Genomic DNA, 22,273 nt, shown 5'->3' on the forward strand with positions numbered 1-22,273 from the left:
GCAGCGCCTGCCGCAACCGTGTCTTGCGGACCGGTCGTCAGAACGAGGGTGACATTCCCAGCCCGAGGTCGTCCATCGAGACGCCGAGCTTCTCCGTCAGGTACGTCTCGAGCTCCGCCGTCTGCGCGTCGATCCACGCCTGGTCCTCGAGCTTGCCGGACTCGTACATCTCCATGCCCGCACGGCCCAGGGTCGCGAAGGCCTCGGACATCGTCGCCGTCGGGCTGAGGAACCAGCCCCCGTCTTCCTCGACAGCGATGAACGAGAGCTCCTCGAGCGAGAGCTCCCGCAGCAGCGGCATCTCGGGGTAGCAGATCTCGCCATTCACGGTCGGGTGCGCGAGCGCGAGGCACTCCTCGCTCAGCGTCACGGTGCCCGGCTGGACGCCGTCGTCGATGCTGATCGTGAAGTTCTCGAACACGACCTCCGCGACGCCCTTGTCCTCGGACCGCGTGCGGAACTCCTTGCTCGTGATCTCGAACGGCATCTCCGTTCCCGAGAACTCCGAGGCCGACGGCGCAACGTAGAGGGCGAGCAGCCGGCGCTCGGCCAGCGGCATGGCGTTGACGAGCGAGGACATGTCTCCGGTGGTCGCGAACGCCACGGCCGCGTCGGTCATGCCGACGGCGGCGGCCTCCGGGCTGTCGAAGCCCTGAGCGTCCTTGATGCTGGCGAGCGTGCCGCGAGCCTGGTCGGACTCGACCATCGCGTACTCACCGAGGGTCAGGTACGGGCTGACGTACCAGCTGCCCTCCTCCTCGACGGCCATGACGAACGGGGCGTCGTCGGCGACCTGCATCTCGGCGGTGGTGACCGTGACGGGGAACGTGCCCTCGAGCTCGGTCAGCAGCTGGCTCTTCATCTCCTCCTCGGAGGGGATGGGCCCCATGAGCCCCTGGTAGTCGGCGAACATCGGGTTGCCGACGAGGTCGGTCGCGACCTTGGCGACCTCGCTGGCGAGCAGCTCCTCGTCGGCGTCCACGGTCAGCGTGCCGTCCGTGAAGTAGACCTTCGCGAGGCCCTCCTCGATGTTCTCGACCTCGATCTTGAGGCCCTCGACCTCGAGGTCCAGCGTGGCCAGCAGCGCCTCGTAGTCGATCGCCTCGCCACCGAGGTCCTCGACGTCGGAGAGCCACGCGTCGAGGTTCGTGCGGGAGTGCTCGATCTCCGCAGGCGACAGCACGCCGTACATCGCGATCATGTCCTTGTCCGCGAAACCCTCGACGAGGCGCACCGCGGCCTGGTCAGGGCTCTCCGCACCGCCGAGCTTCGAGAACACCATCTGGTACGCCGCGACGCTGCCGCCACCCAGCAGCAGCACGCCGCCGGCGACGGCTCCAGCGATGATCGCCTTCTTGCGCGACTTGCGCGCAGGGGCCATGCCGGAGTCGTAGCTCGTGTACGGCTGGGCCGAGCCTGCGAAGCCGTAGCCGCCCTGGGCGGGCTGGTGATAGCCGGGCTGCTGCGCCTGCGGCGTGAAACCGCCCTGCTGGCCCTGCGGGATGAAGCTCGTCTGCTGGCCCTGCGGCGCGAAGCCACCCTGCGGGGCCTGGTAGCCGGGCTGCTGCCCGACCTGCGGCGCGGCGGGGGCCCACCCCGCCCCGGGGACGACCCCTCGGCGCGCGGCGATGGCGGCGTTCACGGCGGGGTCGTGGAACTGCTCGAGCCAGGTGAGCAGCTCGGGGTAGGTGGCCGGGTTCGCGGCGACCGCCGGACGCAGGTCGGGTCGCTCGTAGGCGATCCGGGCCAGCGTCTCGGCGGTCGTCGCGGGATCCGACGCCTGGAGGGAGAGGGGGTCAGTCATGGGGCCCGGCCTTCGGTGTCGTCGTGCGCAGTGAACAATCGGGCCCCATCATGTCGCTATCCCTGGCGCGACTTCAAGGCCGCGTCCACATCCGGGTCACCGAGCTGGCCCAGCCACTCGAGCAGCGCCGGGTAGGTCGTCGGGTTGGACGCCACGGCCGCACGGAGCTCCGGGGCGTCCTGGACGATCTGGGCGAGCGTGTGCGCGGACGTCGCGGGGTCAGCGGCCTGCGCGGCCGTGAAGCCGTGCGCGGCCGGCGCCTCGGCGACCGGCTCCTCGATCGGGTCGAACACCGCGGTGGTGTCGGCCGAGGGCAGCGCAGAGCGGTCGACCTTCAGGACCGTGTCGTGGTCCAGGTCGTCGTCGAGCACGGGAGCCTGCTCGGGCTCCGCCTGCTCCACGACCGGCTGGGTCGCGGGAGCCGGCTCGACCGGCTGCGCGGGCGCCTCGACCGGCGTCTGGCCGTAGCCGTCAGCCTGGGCGGTGTCGGGGCTTGCGGTGCTGGGTGCGCCGGCAGCGGGCGGGTAGGACGGCTCCGCGGCCGCGGGGTAGGACTGTTCGGCAGCGGGGTAGCCGGTGGACGCCCCGTAGCCCGGGGCGGCAGCACCGGCGGCAGCGACGTTGGCGGCGGGGGCGCCGTAGCCGTAGCTCTGGTCCCCGTGCTGCGACGGCGCACCCTGGGCCTGGCCGTGCGCCTCGTACGCGGGGCGGCTGGCCGGGCGCCACTCGTACGCGCCCCGGGAGTCGGCGCGCGGCGCCCGCGGGTGCGCGGCGAAGAACTCGCGCACGACGGTCGGCACGGTGAGCGCCAGGACCACGAGGATCGGCAGTGCCAGCGCGATCAGCAGGTAGCCGATCGAGAGCACGTTGACGGGCATGGGCCCGATCGCCTCGTTCCCGGACACCTGGCTCATCGCCGTGATGCCCGCGACCGCCGCGAGCACGGTGAGGACCAGCACGGTCCCCCGGCGCTCGACGACGTCCTTGCGCAGCGCCGACGCGGCGACGAGCGCGAGCGCGCCGCTGACGAGCAGGACGACGGCGTGGGCCACCTGCGGCGCCACGGCGAGGTCGTCCACGACGACGACGGCCGCGATCGTCGCGACGGCGAGCAGCAGCGTGACGCTCGCGTGCAGCACCAGGGCGCTGCGTGCGGTGCGGAACCAGGAGCCGGCGTCGTCGGCGGCACGTCGGGCGCGCGCGGCCACGGGGGCGGCGAGCGCCGCGGCGGCACCGGGCAGCAGGACGAGCCCGAACCCGGTCGCGATCACCGGGAAGCCCTCCCGCCAGGTGCGGATGGTCTCGAACTTCGCGAAGACGTTCGTGCTCGAGCCCTGGACGAAGAACAGCACCACGGCGGCGACCGCCACGGCGATCAGCACACGCTGCCAGGCGACCGCCCGGCCGAGCCCGCCGAGGACCAGCGGGATGAACACGATGGCGACGAGCGCCAGCACGGCGACGAGCGAGAGGGCGAGCCAGGCCACGCCACCGAGGCGCTCCTGGTCCCGCTCGGCCAGCTGGGTCCAGCCGACGATGAAGTAGACGAGCCAGCCGAGCAGGCCCGCGAGGGCGAGGAAGGTCAGCAGCCGCGCGAGCGTGCGACCGAGGTTGGCGGCCGAGGCGTCCTGCTCGACCGGTCCGACCTCGCTGGTGCGAGGGCTCGCGGCGAGCACCGCACCGGCGAGGCCGACGGACGCCGCAGCACCGACGCCCTCGAGGCGGTCACCGGGGATGACGTCGAGCACGATCTGGGCGAGGACGGCGAGACCGTAGGGCGCGGTCAGCAGCAGCCGCCAGCGCCGCGTCGTGTGCACGGACCAGGAACCGGGGAACGCTCCGAGCCGCGCGAGGTAGGGCAGCACGAGCGCGGCGAGCGCCAGGAGGGTCACCGGCAGCGCCCACGCGACGTCGGAGGCGGGCTGCGGCGAGAAGCTCGGCAGGCGCCAGGTGAGCGAGAGCGAGACGAGCAGGAGCACTGCCGCGACGGCGTCAGTCACGTAGTCCCGCGTCGTCAAGGAGTCGAACGGCTTGTCGGCCGCCACGTCGCGCACGTCGATCGTGTCCGTCTCCGTGCCTGCGGCCGGCGGGTACCCGCCTGCCGCGTGGTTTCCGGTGTCGTAGCTCATCAGTGTCCTTCCCTCGCACGGCTGCCCGCCTGGCGGCGCGCGTCTCCGCTGCGGGCGTGCCCGCGGGGATGAATGTACTGATAAACGGCGCGGCGCGCTCGCCAGCCTCCCAGACGTGTCGCGGGCGGGACGCTCAGAAGCCGAGGCGGCCCAGCTGCTTGGGGTCGCGCTGCCAGTCCTTGGCCACCTTCACGTGCAGGTCCAGGTACACCCGGTTGCCCAGGAGCCGCTCGATCCCCACCCGGGCCTGGGTCCCGACCTCGCGCAGCCGCGAGCCACCGCGGCCGATGATGATCGCCTTCTGGCTGGGGCGCTCGACGAACAGCTGCACGCGGACGTCCAGCAGCGGGTTCTCCTTGCTGCTGCCCTCGCGCACGGAGATCTCGTCGACGACGACGGCGAGCGAGTGCGGCAGCTCGTCGCGCACCCCCTCGAGGGCGGCCTCCCGGACGAGCTCGGCGACCATGACGTTCTCCGGCTCGTCGGTGAGCTCGCCGCCGGGGTACAGCTCAGGGCCCTCCGGCAAGTGGGTGACCAGGATGTCGGCGACCTCCGCGACCTGGTAGCCGTCCACGGCCGAGACGGGGATGACGTCGGCCCAGTCGGCGAGCGCGCTCACGGCGAGGAGCTGCTCCGCCAACGCCTGCCGAGAGACGGTGTCCGCCTTGGTGACCACCGCCACGACCGGTGTCCGGCGTCGTCCGCCCATGACCTCGGCGAGCTCGGCGGCGATGAAGCGGTCGCCGGGACCGACCTTCTGGTCTGCCGGGACGCAGAACGCGATGACGTCCACCTCCGACAGCGTGTCGCGCACGAGTGCGTTGAGCCGCTCGCCCAGGAGGGTCCGCGGCCGGTGCAGCCCGGGCGTGTCGACGAGCACGAGCTGCGCGTCGCTGCGGTGCACGATCCCGCGGATCGTGTGTCGCGTCGTCTGCGGGCGGCCTGAGGTGATCGCGACCTTCTCCCCCACGAGCGCGTTCGTCAGGGTGGACTTCCCGGCGTTCGGGCGTCCGACGAGGCAGGCGAAGCCCGAGCGGAAGGCGGGCGTGGTGGCGCTGGTCATGGGTCTGCTCTCGGTCGGTCGCGGCGTGGGGTCGGGCGGGGTCGCGGTCACCGGCTCGCGAGGAAGGTGAGCAGCAGGTTGCGCTGGAGCGCGAACATCTCCTTCTCCTCCTCCGGCTCCGCGTGGTCGTAGCCGAGCAGGTGCAGGATCCCGTGGGTGGTGAGCAGGAGCATCTCCTCGACCATCGAGTGGCCTGCGGTGCGCGCCTGCGCCGCGGCCACGTCGGGGCACAGCACGACGTCGCCCAGCAGACCCGGGCCCGCCATGTCGCCCTCACGGCCGGGACGCAGCTCGTCCATAGGGAAGGACAGCACGTCCGTGGGGCCGGGCTCGTCCATCCAGCGCACGTGCAGGTCGGTCATGACGTCGGACGTGACCATCATGATCGAGACCTCGGTGCGCGGGTGGACGTGCATCGCGTCGAGCACGTGCCGGGCGAGCGCCGCGAACTCGGCCTCGTCGACCTCGGTCCCGGACTCGTTGTTGACCTCGATCGTCATCTGGCTCTCTCCTTGCCGGTGCGTGCGCGGGTGGTCCCGGACGCGCCCGAGGCGACGTCCCAGCGGGAGTAGGCGTCGATGATCTCGCCGACGAGCCGGTGCCGGACGACGTCCGAGCTCGTGAGCCAGCAGAACTCGATGTCGTCGACGCCCGTGAGGACGTCCTCGATCAGGCGCAGGCCCGACGACGTCCCGCCGGGCAGGTCCACCTGCGTCACGTCTCCGGTGATCACCATCTTGGAGTTGTACCCCAGGCGGGTCAGGAACATCTTCATCTGGTCGGGCGAGGTGTTCTGGGCCTCGTCGAGGATGATGAACGCGTCGTTGAGGGTCCGCCCGCGCATGTACGCGAGCGGGGCGACCTCGATCGTGCCCGCCTCCATGAGCCGCGGGATGGACGCGGGGTCGATCATGTCGTGCAGGGCGTCGTACAGCGGGCGCAGGTACGGGTCGATCTTCTCGGTGAGAGAGCCGGGGAGGTAGCCCAGGCGCTCCCCCGCCTCCACGGCAGGCCGGGTCAGCACGATCCGGTTCACCTGGCGCGCCTGCAGCGCCTGGACCGCCTTGGCCATCGCCAGGTACGTCTTGCCGGTGCCCGCCGGACCGATGCCGAAGGTCACCGTGTTCGCGTCGATCGCGTCCACGTAGCGCTTCTGCCCGACCGTCTTGGAGCGGATCGTGCGACCGCGCGAGGACAGGATGTCGAACGTGAGGACCTCGGCCGGGCGGTTGGCGTCGTCGGTCAGCATCGCGATGGACCGGGTCACGACGTCGGGACCGAGCGGCGTGCCCGCGGCGGCGATCTCCACGAGCTCGTCGATCAGCCGGACAGCGAGGCCGACGTCGCCCGCAGGGCCGCTCACGGTGATCTGGTCCCCGCGGACGTGGAAGTCGACACGGGAGAACCCGGCCTCGATGGCACGCAGGACGACGTCCCCGGTGCCGAGCAGCGAGACCATCGGGACCTGCGCGGGGATCGCGATGCGATGCTCGAGCCGCGCCCCGGGGCCGGACTTCGCGGTCGTGGCCGCGGTGCTGGGTGTCTCGTGCATGAGCCGGCGGGTGCCGTCGTCTCCTGACTGCTCGGATGGCTGGTCTGACGCGTCCCAGTCTAGCGAGCGCGACGCGCCCGGCGCGGCGTCAGGGCCCCCGAGGCGGTGCGGACGCGCGACAATGGCACCACGCACCTACCCCGGAGGTCCTCATGGCACTGCACCGCCGCACCCGCGCCCTCGTCGCAGCCTCGACGCTCGCGCTCGTCCTCGCGGCCTGCGCGACCGAGGACACCCCTGGTGAGGGCGGTACGACGCCGCCCCTCGTCACGTCCCCCGGGACCGCGTCCCCGAGCGCGACGCCCGAGCCGACGACGACGTCGGAGTCCGCGGCCCCCCCGACCGCTGACCCGGTCGTCAACGGCACGACCGTGCTGACCGCACCGCTGCCCGGCGCCGAGGTGTCCGGGCCGACGGTGACCGTGACCGGCGAGGGCACCGCGTTCGAGGCGACCCTGGACTGGCGCGTGACGGCCGCCGACGGCACCGAGGTCGCGCGCGACTTCACGATGGCGGGCGCCAACGGCGAGATCGCGCCGTTCGAGTTCACGGTCGACCTGCAGCCGGGCGAGTACACCGTGCGTGTCTGGGAGACCAGCGCGATGGACGGCGAGGAAGAGATCAACCCGGTCGAGGCTCGCTTCCGCGTCGTCGACTGATCTACGGGCGCGGCTCCCAGCGCCCCAGGCGCTGCGCGAGGGCGGCGATCGCGAGCGGGCCGGCGGTCGAGGTGCGGAGCACGTGCGGCCCCAGCCGGACGGGCTGGGCGCCCGCCTCGCGCAGCCGGTCGACCTCGTCGGCGGTGATCCCGCCTTCCGGGCCGACGACGACGAGGATCTCCGTGTCCGAGCCTTCCGCGGGCAGCGCGCACGCGGCGATCGGCACGCTGGCCTCCTCGTGCAGCACGAGCGCCGCGCCGCCGTCGGCGCACACCTGCGCCACGCGCGCCGCGAGGCCACGCGTCTCCACGGGGTCGAACACCTCGGGCACGAGCGCGCGGCGCGACTGCTTGGCGGCAGCCCTGACCGTCGCGATCCAGCGCGCGCGGGACTTGGCCGCGCGATCACCGCGCCAGACGACAATCGAGCGCGCGGCCTGCCAGGGCACGAACCCGTCCGCGCCGGCCTCGGTGGCGGCCTCGATCGCCATCTCGTCCCGGTCGCCCTTGGCGAGTGCCTGGGCGAGCACGAGGCAGGGGGCGTCGAGCCCCTCGTCGACGCGCTCGAGCACCCGCAGCTCGACCTCGGCCGCGTGCACCGACACGATCTCGCAGCGCAGCCGCAACCCGCGCCCGTCGACGACGTCGATGTGCTCGCCCGCCCGACGCCGCTGCACGACGCCTGCGTGGCGGCCCTCGGCGCCGTCGAGCAGGTAGGTGTCGCCGGCGCCGAGGTGGGCGAGGATGTCGCCCTCGGCGAGGAAGACCGGAGCGCTCATCGGCGGGTCAGCGGCCGGTGATCTTCTCGCGCAGCCGCGAGAAGACGCCACCGTGCGTCGACGAGACCTTCGCCTCGGGGCGCTCCTCGCCGCGTGCCGCAGCCAGCTGGCGCAGCAGCTCCGCCTGGGTGTCGTCGAGGCCCGTCGGGACGCGCACGTCGACGTGCACCAGCAGGTCCCCGCGACCCCCGACGTGCAGGTGCCCGATGCCGAGTCCCTTGAGCGTCACCACGTCGCCCGGCTGGGTGCCCGGCTCGAACGTGACCTCCTGGTCGCCGTCGAGGGTGTCCAGGTCAATGGTGGTGCCGAGCGCGGCGGCGGTCATGGGGATCTCGAGGTTGCAGTGCAGGTCGTCGCCGCGCCGGACGAAGACGTCGTGCTTGCGCTCGCGGATCTCCACGTAGATGTCGCCGGCCGGGCCGCCCGCGGGGCCGACCTCGCCCTGGGCGGTCATCTTGATGCGGGTGCCGGTGTCGACGCCGGCCGGGACGTCCACCGTGAGGGTGCGGCGGCTGCGGACCCGGCCCTCGCCCGAGCAGTCGGGGCACGGCTCCGGGATCGTGGTGCCGAAGCCCTGGCAGGCCGAGCACGGCTGGGTCGTCATGACCTGGCCGAGGAACGAGCGTGCGACCCGCTGGACCATGCCGCGTCCGCCGCAGACCTCGCAGGGGCGCACGCTGGTGCCCGGGCGGCAGCAGGATCCGCCGCACGTGCCGCACGCGACGGCGGTCTCGACCTGGATCTCGCGACGCGCGCCGAACGCGGCCTCCGCGAGGTCGAGGTCGAGGCGCACGAGCGCGTCCTGGCCGCGGCGCGAGCGCGGGACGGGGCCGCGGGGAGCGGCGCCGCCGCCGAAGAAGGTCTCGAAGATGTCCTGGAAGCCGAAGCCGGCTCCCCCGCCGCCGCCGCCCATCGCGGACGGGTCGGAGCCCATGTCGTACTGCTGGCGCTTCTCGGCGTTGCCCAGCACCTCGTAGGCCCGCGAGACGTCCTTGAAGCGGTCTGCCGCGGATTCACCAGCGACATCGGGGTGCAGCTCACGGGCCAGTTTGCGGTAGGCCTTCTTGATCTGCTCCGCGCTCGCGTCGCGAGGCACACCGAGGATCTCGTAATAGTCGGTCACTGCATACTTCCTGTTGGTGGATGTGGCGTCAGGTGGCGAGCACGCGCGACAGGTAGCGCGCGACGGCGCGCACCGTGGCGATGGTGCCGGGGTAGTCCATGCGGGTGGGACCGATCGAGCCGATGAGAGCGACCGAGCTGCCGTCACCACCGTAACCGGTGGTCACGACAGACGTCTGCGCGAGACCCTCGTGCTGGGTCTCGTGGCCGATGCGCACGGCGACGCCGGGGTTGTCCTCGGCCATCTCCGTGAGCAGCCCGAGCAGCACGACCTGCTCCTCGAGCGCTTCGAGCACCGGGCGCAGCGCGTGCTGGAACCGCATGCCGCTGCGGGCGAGGTTCGCGGTGCCCGTGAGGACCACGCGCTCCTCGGTCTCCTTGTCGAGCGTGGCCGCTAGGAGGCCGGAGATCTCCGTCACGACGGCCTGGTCCTCGGGGGCGAACTCCGCGGGCAGCGCCGCGAGGATGCTCTTGAGCTCGGGCAGCGGCCGGCCAAGCGCGACGGCGTTGAGCCGCGCCCGGAGGTTGGCGAGGCTGACCTCGTCGACGACCTGCGAGGTCTCGAGGGTGCGCTGCTCGACGCGACCGGTGTCCGTGATGATCACGACCAGCAGGCGTCGCTCGCCCATCGGCACGAGCTCGAGGTGCCGCAGCCCTGACCGCCGCAGGGACGGGTACTGCACGACCGCGACCTGCTGGGTGAGCTGCGCGAGCAGCCGGCCGGCCCGGACGACGACGTCGTCCAGGTCGACGGCGGCGTCAAGGAAGGTCTCGATGGCGCGGCGCTCGGGCGCGGACAGCGGCTTGACCTGAGCGAGCCGGTCCACGAACAGCCGATAGCCCTTGTCGGTGGGGATGCGCCCCGCCGACGTGTGCGGCTGCGCGATCAGCCCGGCCTCCTCGAGGGCGGCCATGTCGTTGCGGATCGTCGCCGGGGAGACGCCGAGGTTGTGCCGCTCCGCGAGGAGCTTGGAGCCCACGGGCTCACGGGTGTGCACGTAGTCCTCGACGATCGCGCGCAGCACGTCCAGGCGTCGGTCGTCACTCATCGCTCCGCCTCCTCCACGTCGTCCCGGTCGGGTCCACCGAGTTCGCACTCGGGGTGTCCGAGTGCCAATCCTACGTCGTCGCTCCGCGCGACTTAGGGTGATCTCCGTGACCGACCGCTACGGACGCGATGTCCTGTCTGCCGACCCGCTCCCGCCTCGCCCGACCTCGCGGCCCGTCGCCGCCGACGTCGGCCTCGTCGTCGAGGAGGTCACCACCGGCTGGGTGGGGGCAGTCCTGCGCACCGAGAAGTCCGGCGGCATGCACGTCGTCGTGCTCGAGGACCGCCAGGGGCGGCGGCGCACGTTCCGCCTGGGCCCGGGGTTCTGGATCGACGGCGCGCCGGTCGAGCTCGTCCCACCCACGACCACGACGGCGCCTGCCGCGCCCGCCCGCACCGCCTCCGGGTCCCGGGCCGTCGTCGGCGCCAAGGCGCGCGTCGCCCGCGAGTCGCGGATCCTCGTGGAGGGACGCCACGACGCCGAGCTCGTCGAGCGCGTCTGGGGCGACGACCTGCGCGTCGAGGGTGTCGTCGTGGAGATGCTCGACGGCGTGGATCACCTCGAGGACGTCATCGCCGAGTTCGGGCCGGGCCCCGGACGCCGGCTGGGTGTGCTCGTCGACCACCTGGTGCCGGGCTCCAAGGAGCAGCGGATCGCCGACCAGGCCCTGCGCGCCGCCCCCCGCGGGACGGTCCTCGTCGTCGGGCACCCGTACGTCGACGTGTGGCAGGCCGTGCGCCCGGCCCGGCTCGGCCTCGAGCGCTGGCCCGTGATCGAGCGCGGCACCGAGTGGAAGCACGGCATCCTGCGCGAGCTCGGCTGGCCGCACGAGGACCAGGCCGACGTCGCGCGCGCCTGGAAGAAGATCCTCGGCACCGTGCGCTCCTACGCGGACCTCGAGCCCGCCCTGCTGGGCCGGGTCGAAGAGCTGATCGACTTCGTCACCGAGCCGGAGGAACCGTGAGCTACTCGTCCATGCCGCCGGGCGCCCAGCCCTACCCGTACGGGCCGACGCCGATGAGCCCGTCCGACGAGACCCTGTGGTCCGTCCTGGTGCACGTGAGCGTCTTCGTCGCTCCGATCCTGGGGCCGCTGCTCGTCCTGCTGATCCTCAAGGAGCGCAGCGCGGTCGTCGCCCACCACGCGCGCGAGGCGCTGAACTTTCACCTCACGTTGACGATCGTCTACACGGCCCTGGGCGTCGTGACCGTGGTTTCCCTGTTCTTCGCGACGCCGCTCACGATCCTCCTCGGGGGGCTCGTGACCGTCGCGGGGGTCGTCCTGCCGATCCTGGCGGCGGTCGCCGCCGGCAAGCGGGCCCCGTACCGCTACCCCGCCGCGATCCGTCTGGTGCGCTGAACCAGTCCTGACATGCAGAACGCCCCGGTGTCGTCCGACGACACCGGGGCGTTCTGGTTCACGATCAGCCAGCGACCTGCTGTCCCTGCAGGCGGCGGAACATGAAGGCGGTCGCGAGCATGGCGACCGGCGCCGCCACGAGGAGCCCGACGCCGCAGAGCGCACTACCGATACCCATCGCGACCTGGACCAGGACGAACAGCAGCACGGTCTCTGCCACGTTCGCAATCACGAGCGCGTAGCTCGACTTGAACGCGTCGATGGGCGACTGGCGCTGGCCGATCACGAAGAACAGCACGAACTGAGCGATCCACCCGAAGACCAGACCCGGCAGATACAGCAGCGAGTACCCGATCGCGGATCCGATGCCGATGAGGACGATCGCGACGACGACCTTGCCGATCTCCGCGAACTGGAAGAAGGTCCCCACACTGATCGGGCGACCTTCGGTCACGTCCAGGCTCGCGCGCGTCAGCCCCGCCTGCATCAGTGCCGTCAGGAGGGCGACGACGACGAAGAACAGCACTCCGGTCCCGCTGAACATGGCGAAAGCACTCGCGCCGTCGCCCGCTGCGAGCGATCCGAACAGCGCGAAGAACATCGCGATCGTGACGATGAGGAGCAGACCGCCGTACGCGACCATAGCCAGGACGAACGGCGCGACGTTGCGAGTGAACGCGCTCCAGCCCCACGTGAACGCGTCGCCGGCGCTGGGCGCGCCACCCTGGTTGCCGTAGGGCGGCTGTCCACCCCCGCCGTAGGGCGGCTGGCCCCCGCCGCCGCCGTACGGAGGCTGACCGCCGCCATAGGGAGGCTGCTGGTTGTACCCGCCCTGGCCGTAGCCCGGAGGCTGGTTGCCGGGCTGTCCCGGCTCGTTCCAGCCCTGTCCGTTCGGCGGTGTCGTCATGTGCGTTCCCCTCGTCGAGCGTCGAGCCTGGTGTCCCCTGGCCCCTGAACGTGCCCGATCATGCCAGTTCTGGGGCGTTTGTGGCAGCGCCCTCACAGGTCAGTCGTCGGTGAGGTCCCGGACGACGGCGTCGGCGAGGAGGCGTCCGCGCCGCGTGAGGACCGCGGACCCCGTCACAGCGGCGCGCCCCTCGAGCAGTCCCGCAGCGACGTTGCCGGCGACGTTGCGCCGCGCCGTCGGACCGAGGTCGGCGATCGGCAGGCCCTCGCGCAGCCGGACGCCGAGCATCACCCGTTCGAGGGCGGCGTCGGCGTCGGTGAGCACCTCGCGTCCGGCGGCCGGGCTGTGGCCCTGCTCGAGGGCGGCCGCGTAGCGCCGGGGGTGCTTGACGTTCCACCAGCGCAGGCCAGCAGCGCTCGCGACAGCGTCGGGAGTGTCGGGCGTGTCGGGAGTGTCAGGCGTGTCGAACACGTCGTCGCGCGGGTCGTGCATGGGCCCGGACAGGTAGGAGTGCGCTCCCGGTCCGATGCCCCACCAGTCGTCCCCGCGCCAGTAGGCGAGGTTGTGGCGGCACGCGGTCGCGGGCGTGCCGGGGCCGTCGAGCGGGGTGCGGCGCGCCCAGTTGGAGACCTCGTACCACTCGAACCCGGCGGCGGTCAGCAGGTCGTCGGCGAGCTCGTACTTCGTGGCCTGGTCGTCCTCGTCGGGCAGGGCCAGCTCGCCGCGGCGCACCTGGCCCGCCATCCGCGTCCCTGCCTCGACCACCAGCGCGTACGCGGACACGTGGTCCGGCCCGGCGGCGACGGCGGCATCGACGCTCGTGCGCCAGTCGTCGAGGGACTCCCCCGGCGTGCCGTAGATGAGGTCGAGGGAGACCTGCAGGCCGGCGTCGTGCGCCCAGCCGACGACGTCGCCGATCCGCTCCGGGTCGTGCGTGCGCTCGAGGGTGGCCAGCACGTGCGGGACGGCGGACTGCATGCCGAACGAGACGCGCGTGAAGCCCGCGGCGGCGAGGACGCGCAGGTACTCCGGGCTCACCGAGTCCGGGTTCGCCTCCGTGGTCACCTCGGCGTCGGCGTCGAGCCCCCACGTGGTGCGCACGTCCCCGAGGAGGCGGGCGAGGTCGGTGGCGGGCAACGTCGTCGGCGTCCCTCCCCCGAAGAAGACCGTCGAGACCGAGCGCTCCGGGTACCCCGCCTCGCGCATCGTGCGTGCGGCCAGCGCGATCTCGAGCGACGCGGTGTCCGCGAACGCGACCTGGCTCGCACCGCCGCCGAGCTCGGTCGCCGTGTAGGTGTTGAAGTCGCAGTAGCCGCAGCGCACCGTGCAGAACGGCACGTGCAGGTACACGCCGAACCGCCCTGCCGACGCCGCGTCCCCCACCCAGGTGGGAAGTGCGCCGTCGGCCGGGGCGGGCAGGCCCTCGGGGCGGGCAGGGCTCACTTCTTGCCCTTGTCCTTCGGCTCCGTCTGCTCGGACGAGAGCGCGGCGATGAAGGCCTCCTGCGGCACGTCGACCCGGCCGATGGTCTTCATGCGCTTCTTGCCCTCCTTCTGCTTCTCGAGGAGCTTGCGCTTGCGGCTGATGTCGCCGCCGTAGCACTTGGCGAGCACGTCCTTGCGGATCGCGCGGATGGTCTCGCGGGCGATCACGCGGGCGCCGATCGCGGCCTGGATGGGCACCTCGAACTGCTGACGCGGGATGAGGTCCTTGAGCTTGCCGGTCATGGAGACGCCGTACGCGTAGGCCTTCTCGCGGTGCACGATCGCGCTGAACGCGTCGACCTGCTCGCCCTGCAGGAGGATGTCGACCTTCACCAGGTCAGCCGCCTGCTCGCCGATCACGTCGTAGTCGAGCGAGGCGTACCCGCGCGTCTTGGACTTGAGCTGGTCGAAGAAGTCGAACACGATCTCCGCGAGCGGGAGCACGTACCGCAGCTCGACGCGGTCCGCCGAGAGGTAGTCCATGCCCTGCAGGTCGCCGCGGCGCGTCTGGCACAGCTCCATGATCGCGCCGATGAACTCGGACGGCGCCAGGATGGTCGCCTTGACGATCGGCTCGCGGACCTCGCCGATCTTGCCGCCCGGGAACTCGCTCGGGTTGGTGACCGTGAGGATCGTCTTGTCCTCCATCGTCACCTCGTAGATGACGTTGGGCGCGGTCGAGATGAGGTCGAGGTCGAACTCGCGCTCGAGGCGCTCCCGGACGATCTCGAGGTGCAGCAGGCCGAGGTAGCCGACGCGGAAGCCGAAGCCGAGCGCGACCGACGACTCCGGCTCGTACACGAGCGCGGCGTCGTTCAGCTTCAGCTTGTCGAGCGCGTCGCGCAGGATCGGGTAGTCCGAGCCGTCGATCGGGTACAGGCCCGAGAACACCATCGGCTTGGGGTCCGAGTAGCCGCCGAGCGCCTCGTCGGCCGGCTTGGCGTTGTTCGTGACCGTGTCGCCGACCTTGGACTGGCGCACGTCCTTCACGCCCGTGATCAGGTAGCCGACCTCGCCGACGCCGAGGCCCTTGGTCGGGATGGGCTCCGGGGAGGTCACGCCGATCTCGAGCAGGTCGTGCGTCGCGCGCGTCGACATCATGACGATGCGCTCGCGCGGGTTGAGCTGGCCGTCGACGACGCGGACGTAGGTCACGACACCGCGGTAGGTGTCGTAGACCGAGTCGAAGATCATGGCGCGGGCGGGCGCGTCCGCGTCGCCGACCGGGGCAGGCACGGTCGCGACGATCTTGTCGAGGAGCTCGAGCACGCCGGCGCCCGTCTTGCCCGAGACCCGCAGCACGTCCTCGGGGTCGACGCCCACGAGTCCGCCGATCTCCTCCGCGTACTTCTCCGGCTGCGCGGCGGGGAGGTCGATCTTGTTCAGGACCGGGATGATCGCGAGGTCGTTCTCCATCGCGAGGTACAGGTTGGCCAGCGTCTGGGCCTCGATGCCCTGCGCGGCGTCGACGAGCAGCACAGCACCCTCGCAGGCCGCGAGCGAGCGGGAGACCTCGTAGGTGAAGTCGACGTGCCCCGGGGTGTCGATCATGTTCAGGGCGTACGGCGTGCTCACGCCCGCGGCGTCGGTGACGGCCCAGGGCATGCGCACCGCCTGGGACTTGATGGTGATCCCGCGCTCGCGCTCGATGTCCATGCGGTCGAGGTACTGAGCGCGCGCCGCGCGCTCGTCGACGACGCCGGTGAGCTGGAGCATCCGGTCGGCGAGGGTGGATTTGCCGTGGTCGATGTGCGCGATGATGCAGAAGTTGCGCAGAAGGTCCGGAGCGGTCGCGGCGGGCTGGATCCTGGCCGTCTCGGCTGCTGAGGGAATGGGAGTCACGCGGGCCATTCTCCCACGGAGGACCGGCGCCGGTCCCCGCTCCCCCGCAGCCGCCCACGAGCACCGATAGGTTGGCGCTATGTCTGACTGGTCACGCATCCTGCGCCGCGCCGGCCGCATCGCCAGCGCGGCGATCTCTTCAGCAGCGGCGTCGCGCACGCGGACGGACGACGCGTCGCGCAAGCCCTTCCCGACCGCCGGTTCTGCTGGGACGAGCCCGGGATGGACGCCCGGCACGCCCTCCCCCGGGGAACGATCAGCTCCGTCACCGCAAGCCTCGCTCCCCGCACCCGACACCGGGTCGTCCGGGTCGCCCGCCGTGCGGAGGATCGAGACGCCCGACGCTCCCGGCTACCCCGGCGACTTCACCGGCACCGTCCACCCGATCTACCAGCCGTCGCTCGACGGCGACGCTGATCCCGGCGAGATCGTGTGGACGTGGGTGCCCTTCGAGGAGGACCACACGCGCGGCAAGGACCGCCCGGCCCTCGTCGTCGGGCGGGACGGGCGGTGGCTGCTCGGCCTGATGCTGACGAGCAAGGACCACGACCGCGACGCGGCCGACGAGGCACGCTGGGGTCGGCGCTGGCTCGACATCGGTTCCGGCCCCTGGGACTCCCGCGGACGGGACAGCGAGGTGCGCCTCGACCGCGTCCTGCGGCTCGACCCGGACGCTGTGCGGCGCGAGGGCGCGATCATGGACCGGGCGACGTTCGACCGGGTGGCGGCCGCGATCGCTGGATGAGGCGCGCCCGGCACGTGCGGGGGGTCGGCAGGCAGCCCTCAGCCTGGTAGCATCGGTGGTTGCGTGTCCGCCCAGGTCGGCGGGCACAGGCTCGACACCTCTCCACGGGTTCCCCACCCCAGTCCCGGTGTCGGGGCAGTCCTCTACGACCTGTCAGCTCGCCGCGAGGCGAACACACAAGAGAGTCCACACGTGGCAAACATCAAGTCCCAGATCAAGCGCATCCGCACGAACGAGAAGGCGCGCCTTCGCAACAAGGCTGTGAAGTCTGAGCTCAAGACGAACGTGCGTCGCGTCCGCGAGGCTGTCGCCGCGGGTGACAAGGACGCGGCATCCGCTGCGCTCCTCGTCGCGTCGAAGAAGCTCGACAAGGCTGCCTCCAAGGGTGTCATCCACCTGAACCAGGCTGCCAACCGCAAGTCGGCGCTCGCCAAGGCCGTCAACGGCCTCTGATCACAGCGGTGATCACCCGCCCAGCCACGCTGGGCACCTGAACGACACGCCAGAGGCGCCGCCCCACCACGGGCGGCGCCTCTCGTCGTCTCCAGACGCGCACGCGCCGAGTCCGATAGTCCGGGCCCCACTCCGATAGGAGGACCTATCGGAGTGGGGACAGAACTAGCGGACTCGACGGAGGCGGGGGGCGCAGGAGGGCAGCGGCGGGGGGGTCCAGTGCGCCGGCGCGGGCGGTCAGGCGCGGGCGGCTGCGGCGATGCGCAGGACGGCGCGCTCGACGGCGTAGACCGGGTCACGCCCCGCGCCCTTGACCTGGGCGTCGGCCTCCGCGACCGCGGTGATGGCCTCCGCGAGGGCCTCGGGCGTCCAGTGCTGCAGGTCCTTGCGCGCGCGGTCGACCTGCCACGGGGCCATCCCGAGGTCGGCTGCCGACAGGTGCCGCCGGCCCCGCATCGCCGCGACCTTCGCCAAGGTCCGCAGCTTCATGGCGAGCACCGCCACGATCGGGACGGGGTCCACACCGGTCGCCAACGCGTGACGCAGGAGCGACACGGCCTCCCCCTCGTTGCCGGCCACCGCGGCGTCGGCCACGCGGAACCCCGTCGCCTCGACGCGTCCGCCGTAGTAGCGCCCGACTACGGCCTCGGTGATCGTGCCGGTCGTGTCCGCGGCCAGCCGGGAGCAGGCCGCCGCGAGCTCGCGCAGGTCGCTGCCGAGCGCCTCGACGAGCGCGCGCACGGCGCCCGCGTCAGCACGGCGGCCCAGCGTCCGCATCTCCGTGGTGACGAACGCAGACTTGTCCGAGTCCTTCTTGATCGGCTCGCAGGCGACCACCGGCCCGCCGTGCGCCTTGACGGCGTCCAGGAGCTTCTTGCCCCGCTGGCCGCCGCGGTGCTCGAGGACCACGACGACGTCGTCGGCCGGGGCATCGAGGTAGGCGATCATGTCCGTGATGAAGGCGTCCGACGTCGCTTCCACCCCGTGCACGACGACGTGGCGGCGATCAGCGAACAGCGAGGGGCTGGTCTCGACGGCGAGCATGCCGGACGCGTAGGTGGACGCCTCGAGCTCGACGACCTCGACCTCGGAGTCTGCCTCCCGCGCGAGGACCCGCAGCCGGTCGACGGCACGGTCCACGAGGAGGCCTTCGGCACCCTGGACGAGGACGACCGGTGCGAGCTCGACGGTGTCCCAGGTGACGGACGGTCGGGAGGGTCGTCGTGCGGGTCGCTGCGCCATGGTCCAAGAATCCCACGCCCAACCGACAGGCTGGGTCCGCTACGCCGTCGCGGGTGCGGCGGACACCGGGAGCGCGCGTGCCCAGGCGCGTGCAGCGTCGAGCTCTCCCTCGGCCAGGCCGTCGGCCTTGCCGTGCACGAAGAAGGTCTTCGGCTCGCATGCCCGCACTGCGCCAGCGGCGCGCAGACGCTTGTCGATCGCCTTCGCGGCCGAGCCGGGCAGCCGCGGCGACACGACCTTGGTGTCGAAGGCCGCGCAACGCAGGCCTGCGGGCACCGTGAGGCCCTCGAGCCACTCCCGGACACCGATCGTCGCCGAGACCAGCGGGCTCCGTTCCTTCGCGGCGTCCAGCCGGGTCGCGCCGACAGCGTGCCAGGGCCCTAGGTCCCGGAGGCCTCCGGGACCGGCGCCACGCACCACCGCACCGCGACGATCACGACAACGGTCGCCCCCGCGAGCAGCGCCGCACCGCCGGTGCCCGGGACCCACGCGATCTGCGCTCCGGGTGCGTCGGCGAGCACCGTGGCGACCTTCGCCATCCACTCCGCGGCGAGCGCCGCGATCCAGGCGAGCGCCCGGGCCACCGGCAAGGACCACGGCGAGACGACGGCGGCCAGCACGCCACCGATGGTCGCGGGGACGACCGCTGGGGCGACGAGCACGTTCGCGAGCACCGCGTACGGCGTGAGGACGGGCTCGAGCAGGATGAGCACCGGTGCGCACGCGAGCTGGGCGACAGCGGGGACCACCAGGGCGTACGCGAGCGCACGTGGGACCACCTGCGCGAGCCAGCGCACGGCCGGCGGCGTGGCAAGGACGATCGCGCCGGTCGCCACGACGGAGAGGACGAAGCCGTAGGAGCGTGCGAGCCAGGGGTCGAGCAGCACGAGCACGACTACCGGAATACTCACCATGCTCAACACCCTAGAGCGTTGGCGCGCCCGCGACCGACGGTGCTGCGGCTCGCGCAGATCACGGACCACAGAACGAAGGGACGGACCGCCGCGATCTAGTAGTTCTCTCTCACGTACCGATAGATGCGGTCGAACAGGTCGCCTTTGATGGGAAGTCCGTAGTTCTTCAGCACCGCACGCAGCTCGCGTCGAACAGATTTATCGCCCGAGTCACTCGAAGTCCAGCCGGTGTAGGCGACTTCACCGACAATCGCGTCAATGCGGTCGACAATTTCCGGCACAATCTGATGCAGCCCCTGCGGCGTGTTCTCTTCGACAATCTGGGTGAGCACACCGCGTTTCGGGTCGGCGAGGCGTTCAAGTTCCTCTTCATCCCCAGCCTCTGCGGCGCGGTCTGCCGCGACGACGTCTTGTGCGATCCTGAGTGCCTCCTCCAGGAACGCTAACGAGTCCTCGACGTTCTCGACCGCTCTCGTCCGAAGCTTTTCGATTCTCTCCGCGAGCGACTTGTAGACTCGGCTCTCTCCCTCAGCGAGACGACGGTGAAGCCGCGCCTCGATCGAGTCGAGCACCTGCTGATAAACGTCGGTCCGCTCCTGGCCATCTGGCGAGGTGTTTGACAGCCGCAGCTGCTCGGCGATGCGCTTCACCAGCGCGAGCCCGGCCGCATTCAAGGTGACCGTTCTAGAGGCCATCGACTTCACGACGACTGCGTTCATGTGGCCGTGGATGAGCTCCGTGGTCTTCGCCCCGAGCCGCGCCCAAAGGAAGGCTTTGGAGACATCTTTGGGCCGAATCGACTCATAGACCTTCGCTAACCAGAAGTACTGCTGCTTGAACGGCAACAGCATAGGGTGCGGGTCCAAGAATTCCCAGACCGTCTGGAGAGCCACGTAGCCTTCGACGAACTCCGTGCGCTGCGTACCGCCATCGGGTATCCGCTCGTGCGCTATTGCGAGGGAATCGAATGAGGAATCCACGGTGTCGATGCCCGCGAAAAGATGGAGGAGCTTCGTGAGGTCGGCGACGAACTTGCCTGCCAATTTGGATGCGTCAATGACGTTCAATTCTCCCTCGTCGTCCACGCTCAGCTTCGGGCCGGCGATCGCGGTGCCGATTGCCTTGGCGAGACCGATGTAGTCGACGACACGGCCGTAGTCCTTGCGCTGTCCCGTGACCGGGTTCTTCCAGGGACGGTTCGGCCGCGTGATGGTCTGGAAGAGATTGGCCTCCTTGGCCGGTTTGTCGAGGTAAAGCACTCCTTCGATAGGTGCGTTGAAACCGGTCATCCACTTGGCGGTGACGACGACGAACGACATCGGGTCATCGACCTTTTTGAACCGTCGCTTCAGCGCCTCCTCCTGCTCTGGCGTAAGCAGGTACTGTTGATGCTCCTTTGGCGTGTCCTTGCTGTCGGCGACGTGCATCACCACTCCGACCTCACGGAGTCGCCCGTCGAACATGACCGCGCCGCGACGCTCGAGCTCCTCCTCGATGGCGCGCGCGTACGCGATGACCAACTTCTGGTTGTACGCGACCACTTGAGCTTTCTGCCCCAGAGGCGCGACGTAGGCGAGAAAGTGATCGACGATGTCGGCACAGACCGCGGCGACGCGATCGGGGTTCGACAGGATCGTCTCGATGTGCGAGGCCTTGCCGGAGAGGTAGACCTTCTCTTCCTCGTCGAGGTTCTCGATCTCAGCCAGCTCATCGAACGCCTCGTCGAGCGCCTCCTTGTCGAGGCTGAAGCCGACCGATCGGCCCTCCACTATGACCGGCTTCGTGAACCCGTCCGCAATGGACTGCTCCGGCGTGTACCTCGACATCACGAAGTCGGGGTCGGATGGGTCACCGAAGAGCTTGAACGTCGAGCGGTCCTTATCCTGGATCGCCGTGCCCGTCGCGCCGAAGAACTTCGCGTTCGGCACCGCCGCGCGCCATGCATCGCCAAACTTGCCCTCCTGCGACCGGTGCGCCTCGTCAACGAGGACGATGATGTTCGACCTGTCGTTCAGGTGCCCAGCCTCGGCGAACTTGTGCACGGTGGTAATCACAATCCCCGGGTCTCCGCTGCGGAGCAGTTCGTGCAACTCACGCCGGTTGCGGGGCACCGTCAGACGCGGCATACCGGCCGTCTCGAACATTTCCGCGGTCTGGCGTACAAGATCCTTGCGATCCGCGATAACGATCACGGTCGGCGAACTGCCGAACTTCTCGACGACCGCATCATCGCGCAGGAGCCGTGCTGCGGCGAAAGCCATGAGCTCTGTCTTACCCGAGCCCTGGTGATGCCAGATCAGTCCGCCACGCCCGTCGGCGAGCACCTTGTCGTGGATCGCCAGGGCTGCCTCGAACTGCGGGTACCTCGGGAGGAACTTAATGTCGGTCTCGGAGGCATCTCGAGCATGACGAAACATCACGAGGTCCTTGAGGATCGGGAGGATCACTTCGGGGCGCAGCAACAACCTCGCCGAGCGCTCAACTCGGGCCGGGCCCGTGATGACCTTCGGGTCGTCCTCGGTCGAACCCCAAGGAGCCCAGATCTCCGAGTCTGGATCAGGCACAGCACGGATAGGAGCCATCCGGAACTCTAGGCCTTCGGTAGCGATGTTGAAGACGTTGGTCGCGAAGAAGTTCGGGTACTCGTCCTCGTAGACGTCGTAGATGTCCTTCGCCGCGCTCACCCACGAGACCTGCTGCTTCACAGGCGTCTTCGTCTCCGCGACCACGAGCGGGAATCCGTTCACGTAGTAAACGACGTCGAATCGCCGGGGCTTGACCGATCCGGCGATCCTCACCTCATCGGCGACTGTGAATCGGTTGTTCTCGAGCACTACGAAGTCGATCAGCCTGCGTGGAACGTGTTCACCGTTGATCGTCGTGAACGCGTGATCACCGCGTAGCATCACGGTGAGCCGTTCATTGGCGGAGACGAGCCCGTTGTGGGCATCCAGCACCGCCTGGTTGATCTCGTGCAGGACGAGGTCAGTGGATTCAGGGTCATCGCCGAGCTCGGGGTTCAGCGCAACTAGCGACTCTCGAGCCCACCCCTCGATGACGACATCATGGTCATCTCGGGGTAGCTCATCGCCATGCAGACGATCCCAGCCTGCTTCCTCTGCCCATTCGAGCAAGGAGCGCTGGATTGTGGACGACTCTGTCCATGCCATG

20 protein-coding genes are annotated in these 22,273 nt (G+C 70.6%); 5 read left to right on the forward strand and 15 right to left on the reverse strand.

All coding sequences use genetic code 11. From position 1 onward, the window contains the following. Window positions 1-37 precede the first annotated feature (37 nt). The 5 genes from BMZ30_RS07680 to BMZ30_RS07700 all read right to left on the reverse strand — a co-directional run bounded on the left by BMZ30_RS07680 (window position 38) and on the right by BMZ30_RS07700 (window position 6,548). Window positions 38-1,804, reverse strand: coding sequence for a variant leucine-rich repeat-containing protein (locus BMZ30_RS07680; protein WP_093376846.1), 1,767 nt, complete (start codon window positions 1,802-1,804; stop codon window positions 38-40). 56 nt (window positions 1,805-1,860) lie between these two features. Further along, window positions 1,861-3,933, reverse strand: a complete 2,073-nt coding sequence (locus BMZ30_RS07685) for a DUF7937 domain-containing protein (RefSeq protein WP_093376850.1) — start codon at window positions 3,931-3,933, stop codon at window positions 1,861-1,863. 133 nt (window positions 3,934-4,066) lie between these two features. Continuing rightward, window positions 4,067-4,996, reverse strand: coding sequence for a GTPase Era (gene era / locus BMZ30_RS07690; RefSeq protein ID WP_093376853.1), 930 nt, complete (start codon window positions 4,994-4,996; stop codon window positions 4,067-4,069). Window positions 4,997-5,043: 47 nt separating this feature from the next. Then, window positions 5,044-5,496, reverse strand: coding sequence for an rRNA maturation RNase YbeY (gene ybeY / locus BMZ30_RS07695; RefSeq protein WP_093376856.1), 453 nt, complete (start codon window positions 5,494-5,496; stop codon window positions 5,044-5,046). Then, window positions 5,493-6,548 carry a PhoH family protein gene (locus tag BMZ30_RS07700; RefSeq protein ID WP_093376862.1) on the reverse strand — a complete coding sequence of 352 codons (1,056 nt, stop codon included), beginning with the start codon at window positions 6,546-6,548 and terminating at the stop codon, window positions 5,493-5,495. Before BMZ30_RS07700 ends, ybeY begins: the two co-directional genes overlap by 4 nt. A 152-nt stretch (window positions 6,549-6,700) precedes the next feature. On the opposite strand from BMZ30_RS07700, the gene BMZ30_RS07705 reads away from it, so the two are divergent. After that, window positions 6,701-7,207 (forward strand): Gmad2 immunoglobulin-like domain-containing protein, encoded by a 507-nt coding sequence (locus BMZ30_RS07705; RefSeq protein ID WP_093376865.1) that lies wholly within the window; start codon window positions 6,701-6,703, stop codon window positions 7,205-7,207. Window position 7,208: 1 nt separating this feature from the next. Here BMZ30_RS07705 and BMZ30_RS07710 read toward each other — a convergent pair whose 3' ends face one another. From BMZ30_RS07710 to hrcA, 3 genes are read right to left on the reverse strand one after another with little or no spacing between them, the layout of a single operon-like run. Further along, window positions 7,209-7,985, reverse strand: coding sequence for a 16S rRNA (uracil(1498)-N(3))-methyltransferase (locus tag BMZ30_RS07710; RefSeq protein WP_093376868.1), 777 nt, complete (start codon window positions 7,983-7,985; stop codon window positions 7,209-7,211). 7 nt (window positions 7,986-7,992) lie between these two features. Then, window positions 7,993-9,108, reverse strand: coding sequence for a molecular chaperone DnaJ (gene dnaJ, locus BMZ30_RS07715; protein ID WP_093376871.1), 1,116 nt, complete (start codon window positions 9,106-9,108; stop codon window positions 7,993-7,995). 28 nt (window positions 9,109-9,136) lie between these two features. Beyond that, window positions 9,137-10,156 carry a heat-inducible transcriptional repressor HrcA gene (hrcA, locus tag BMZ30_RS07720; protein ID WP_093376874.1) on the reverse strand — a complete coding sequence of 340 codons (1,020 nt, stop codon included), beginning with the start codon at window positions 10,154-10,156 and terminating at the stop codon, window positions 9,137-9,139. Window positions 10,157-10,262: 106 nt separating this feature from the next. Between hrcA and BMZ30_RS07725 the strand changes: the two genes are divergently transcribed. Both BMZ30_RS07725 and BMZ30_RS07730 read left to right on the forward strand, forming a co-directional pair. After that, the gene (locus tag BMZ30_RS07725) at window positions 10,263-11,120 is read left to right on the forward strand and encodes a DUF3097 domain-containing protein (RefSeq protein ID WP_093377434.1); all 858 of its coding nucleotides are present in this window, start codon (window positions 10,263-10,265) and stop codon (window positions 11,118-11,120) included. Beyond that, window positions 11,117-11,515: a DUF4870 domain-containing protein gene (locus BMZ30_RS07730; RefSeq protein ID WP_093376876.1), complete on the forward strand. Its 399-nt coding sequence runs from the start codon at window positions 11,117-11,119 to the stop codon at window positions 11,513-11,515. The genes BMZ30_RS07725 and BMZ30_RS07730 overlap by 4 nt, the downstream gene beginning before the upstream one ends. Window positions 11,516-11,579: 64 nt before the next feature. Here the strand turns inward: BMZ30_RS07730 and BMZ30_RS07735 are convergent, their stop codons facing one another. The 3 genes from BMZ30_RS07735 to lepA all read right to left on the reverse strand — a co-directional run bounded on the left by BMZ30_RS07735 (window position 11,580) and on the right by lepA (window position 15,757). Next, a complete protein-coding gene (locus BMZ30_RS07735) occupies window positions 11,580-12,422 on the reverse strand; it encodes a hypothetical protein (RefSeq protein WP_093376878.1) in 843 nt (280 codons plus the stop codon). Between the two features lie 99 nt (window positions 12,423-12,521). Next, entirely contained in the window at window positions 12,522-13,865 is a 1,344-nt protein-coding gene (hemW, locus tag BMZ30_RS07740; RefSeq protein WP_093376880.1) for a radical SAM family heme chaperone HemW, read from the reverse strand. Continuing rightward, window positions 13,862-15,757, reverse strand: coding sequence for a translation elongation factor 4 (lepA, locus tag BMZ30_RS07745; protein WP_093376882.1), 1,896 nt, complete (start codon window positions 15,755-15,757; stop codon window positions 13,862-13,864). The genes hemW and lepA overlap by 4 nt, the downstream gene beginning before the upstream one ends. Window positions 15,758-15,827: 70 nt before the next feature. On the opposite strand from lepA, the gene BMZ30_RS07750 reads away from it, so the two are divergent. Both BMZ30_RS07750 and rpsT read left to right on the forward strand, forming a co-directional pair. Next, the gene (locus tag BMZ30_RS07750) at window positions 15,828-16,493 is read left to right on the forward strand and encodes a type II toxin-antitoxin system PemK/MazF family toxin (protein WP_093376885.1); all 666 of its coding nucleotides are present in this window, start codon (window positions 15,828-15,830) and stop codon (window positions 16,491-16,493) included. A gap of 192 nt (window positions 16,494-16,685) precedes the next feature. Then, on the forward strand, window positions 16,686-16,946 hold the full coding sequence (rpsT, locus tag BMZ30_RS07755) for a 30S ribosomal protein S20 (protein WP_093376888.1): 261 nt from the start codon (window positions 16,686-16,688) through the stop codon (window positions 16,944-16,946). Window positions 16,947-17,183: 237 nt separating this feature from the next. Here rpsT and holA read toward each other — a convergent pair whose 3' ends face one another. From holA to BMZ30_RS07775, 4 genes are read right to left on the reverse strand one after another with little or no spacing between them, the layout of a single operon-like run. Beyond that, window positions 17,184-18,188: a DNA polymerase III subunit delta gene (gene holA / locus BMZ30_RS07760; RefSeq protein WP_093376891.1), complete on the reverse strand. Its 1,005-nt coding sequence runs from the start codon at window positions 18,186-18,188 to the stop codon at window positions 17,184-17,186. A gap of 39 nt (window positions 18,189-18,227) precedes the next feature. Beyond that, window positions 18,228-18,605, reverse strand: coding sequence for a hypothetical protein (locus BMZ30_RS13705; protein WP_177191305.1), 378 nt, complete (start codon window positions 18,603-18,605; stop codon window positions 18,228-18,230). Continuing rightward, window positions 18,569-19,171 carry a ComEC/Rec2 family competence protein gene (locus BMZ30_RS07770; RefSeq protein ID WP_268248153.1) on the reverse strand — a complete coding sequence of 201 codons (603 nt, stop codon included), beginning with the start codon at window positions 19,169-19,171 and terminating at the stop codon, window positions 18,569-18,571. Before BMZ30_RS07770 ends, BMZ30_RS13705 begins: the two co-directional genes overlap by 37 nt. Window positions 19,172-19,197: 26 nt before the next feature. Further along, window positions 19,198-22,272, reverse strand: a complete 3,075-nt coding sequence (locus BMZ30_RS07775) for a type I restriction endonuclease subunit R (protein WP_093376897.1) — start codon at window positions 22,270-22,272, stop codon at window positions 19,198-19,200. Window position 22,273: the final 1 nt, after the last annotated feature.

The sequence above is a fragment of the Flavimobilis marinus genome (assembly GCF_900113055.1).
Taxonomy (GTDB): domain Bacteria; phylum Actinomycetota; class Actinomycetes; order Actinomycetales; family Cellulomonadaceae; genus Flavimobilis; species Flavimobilis marinus.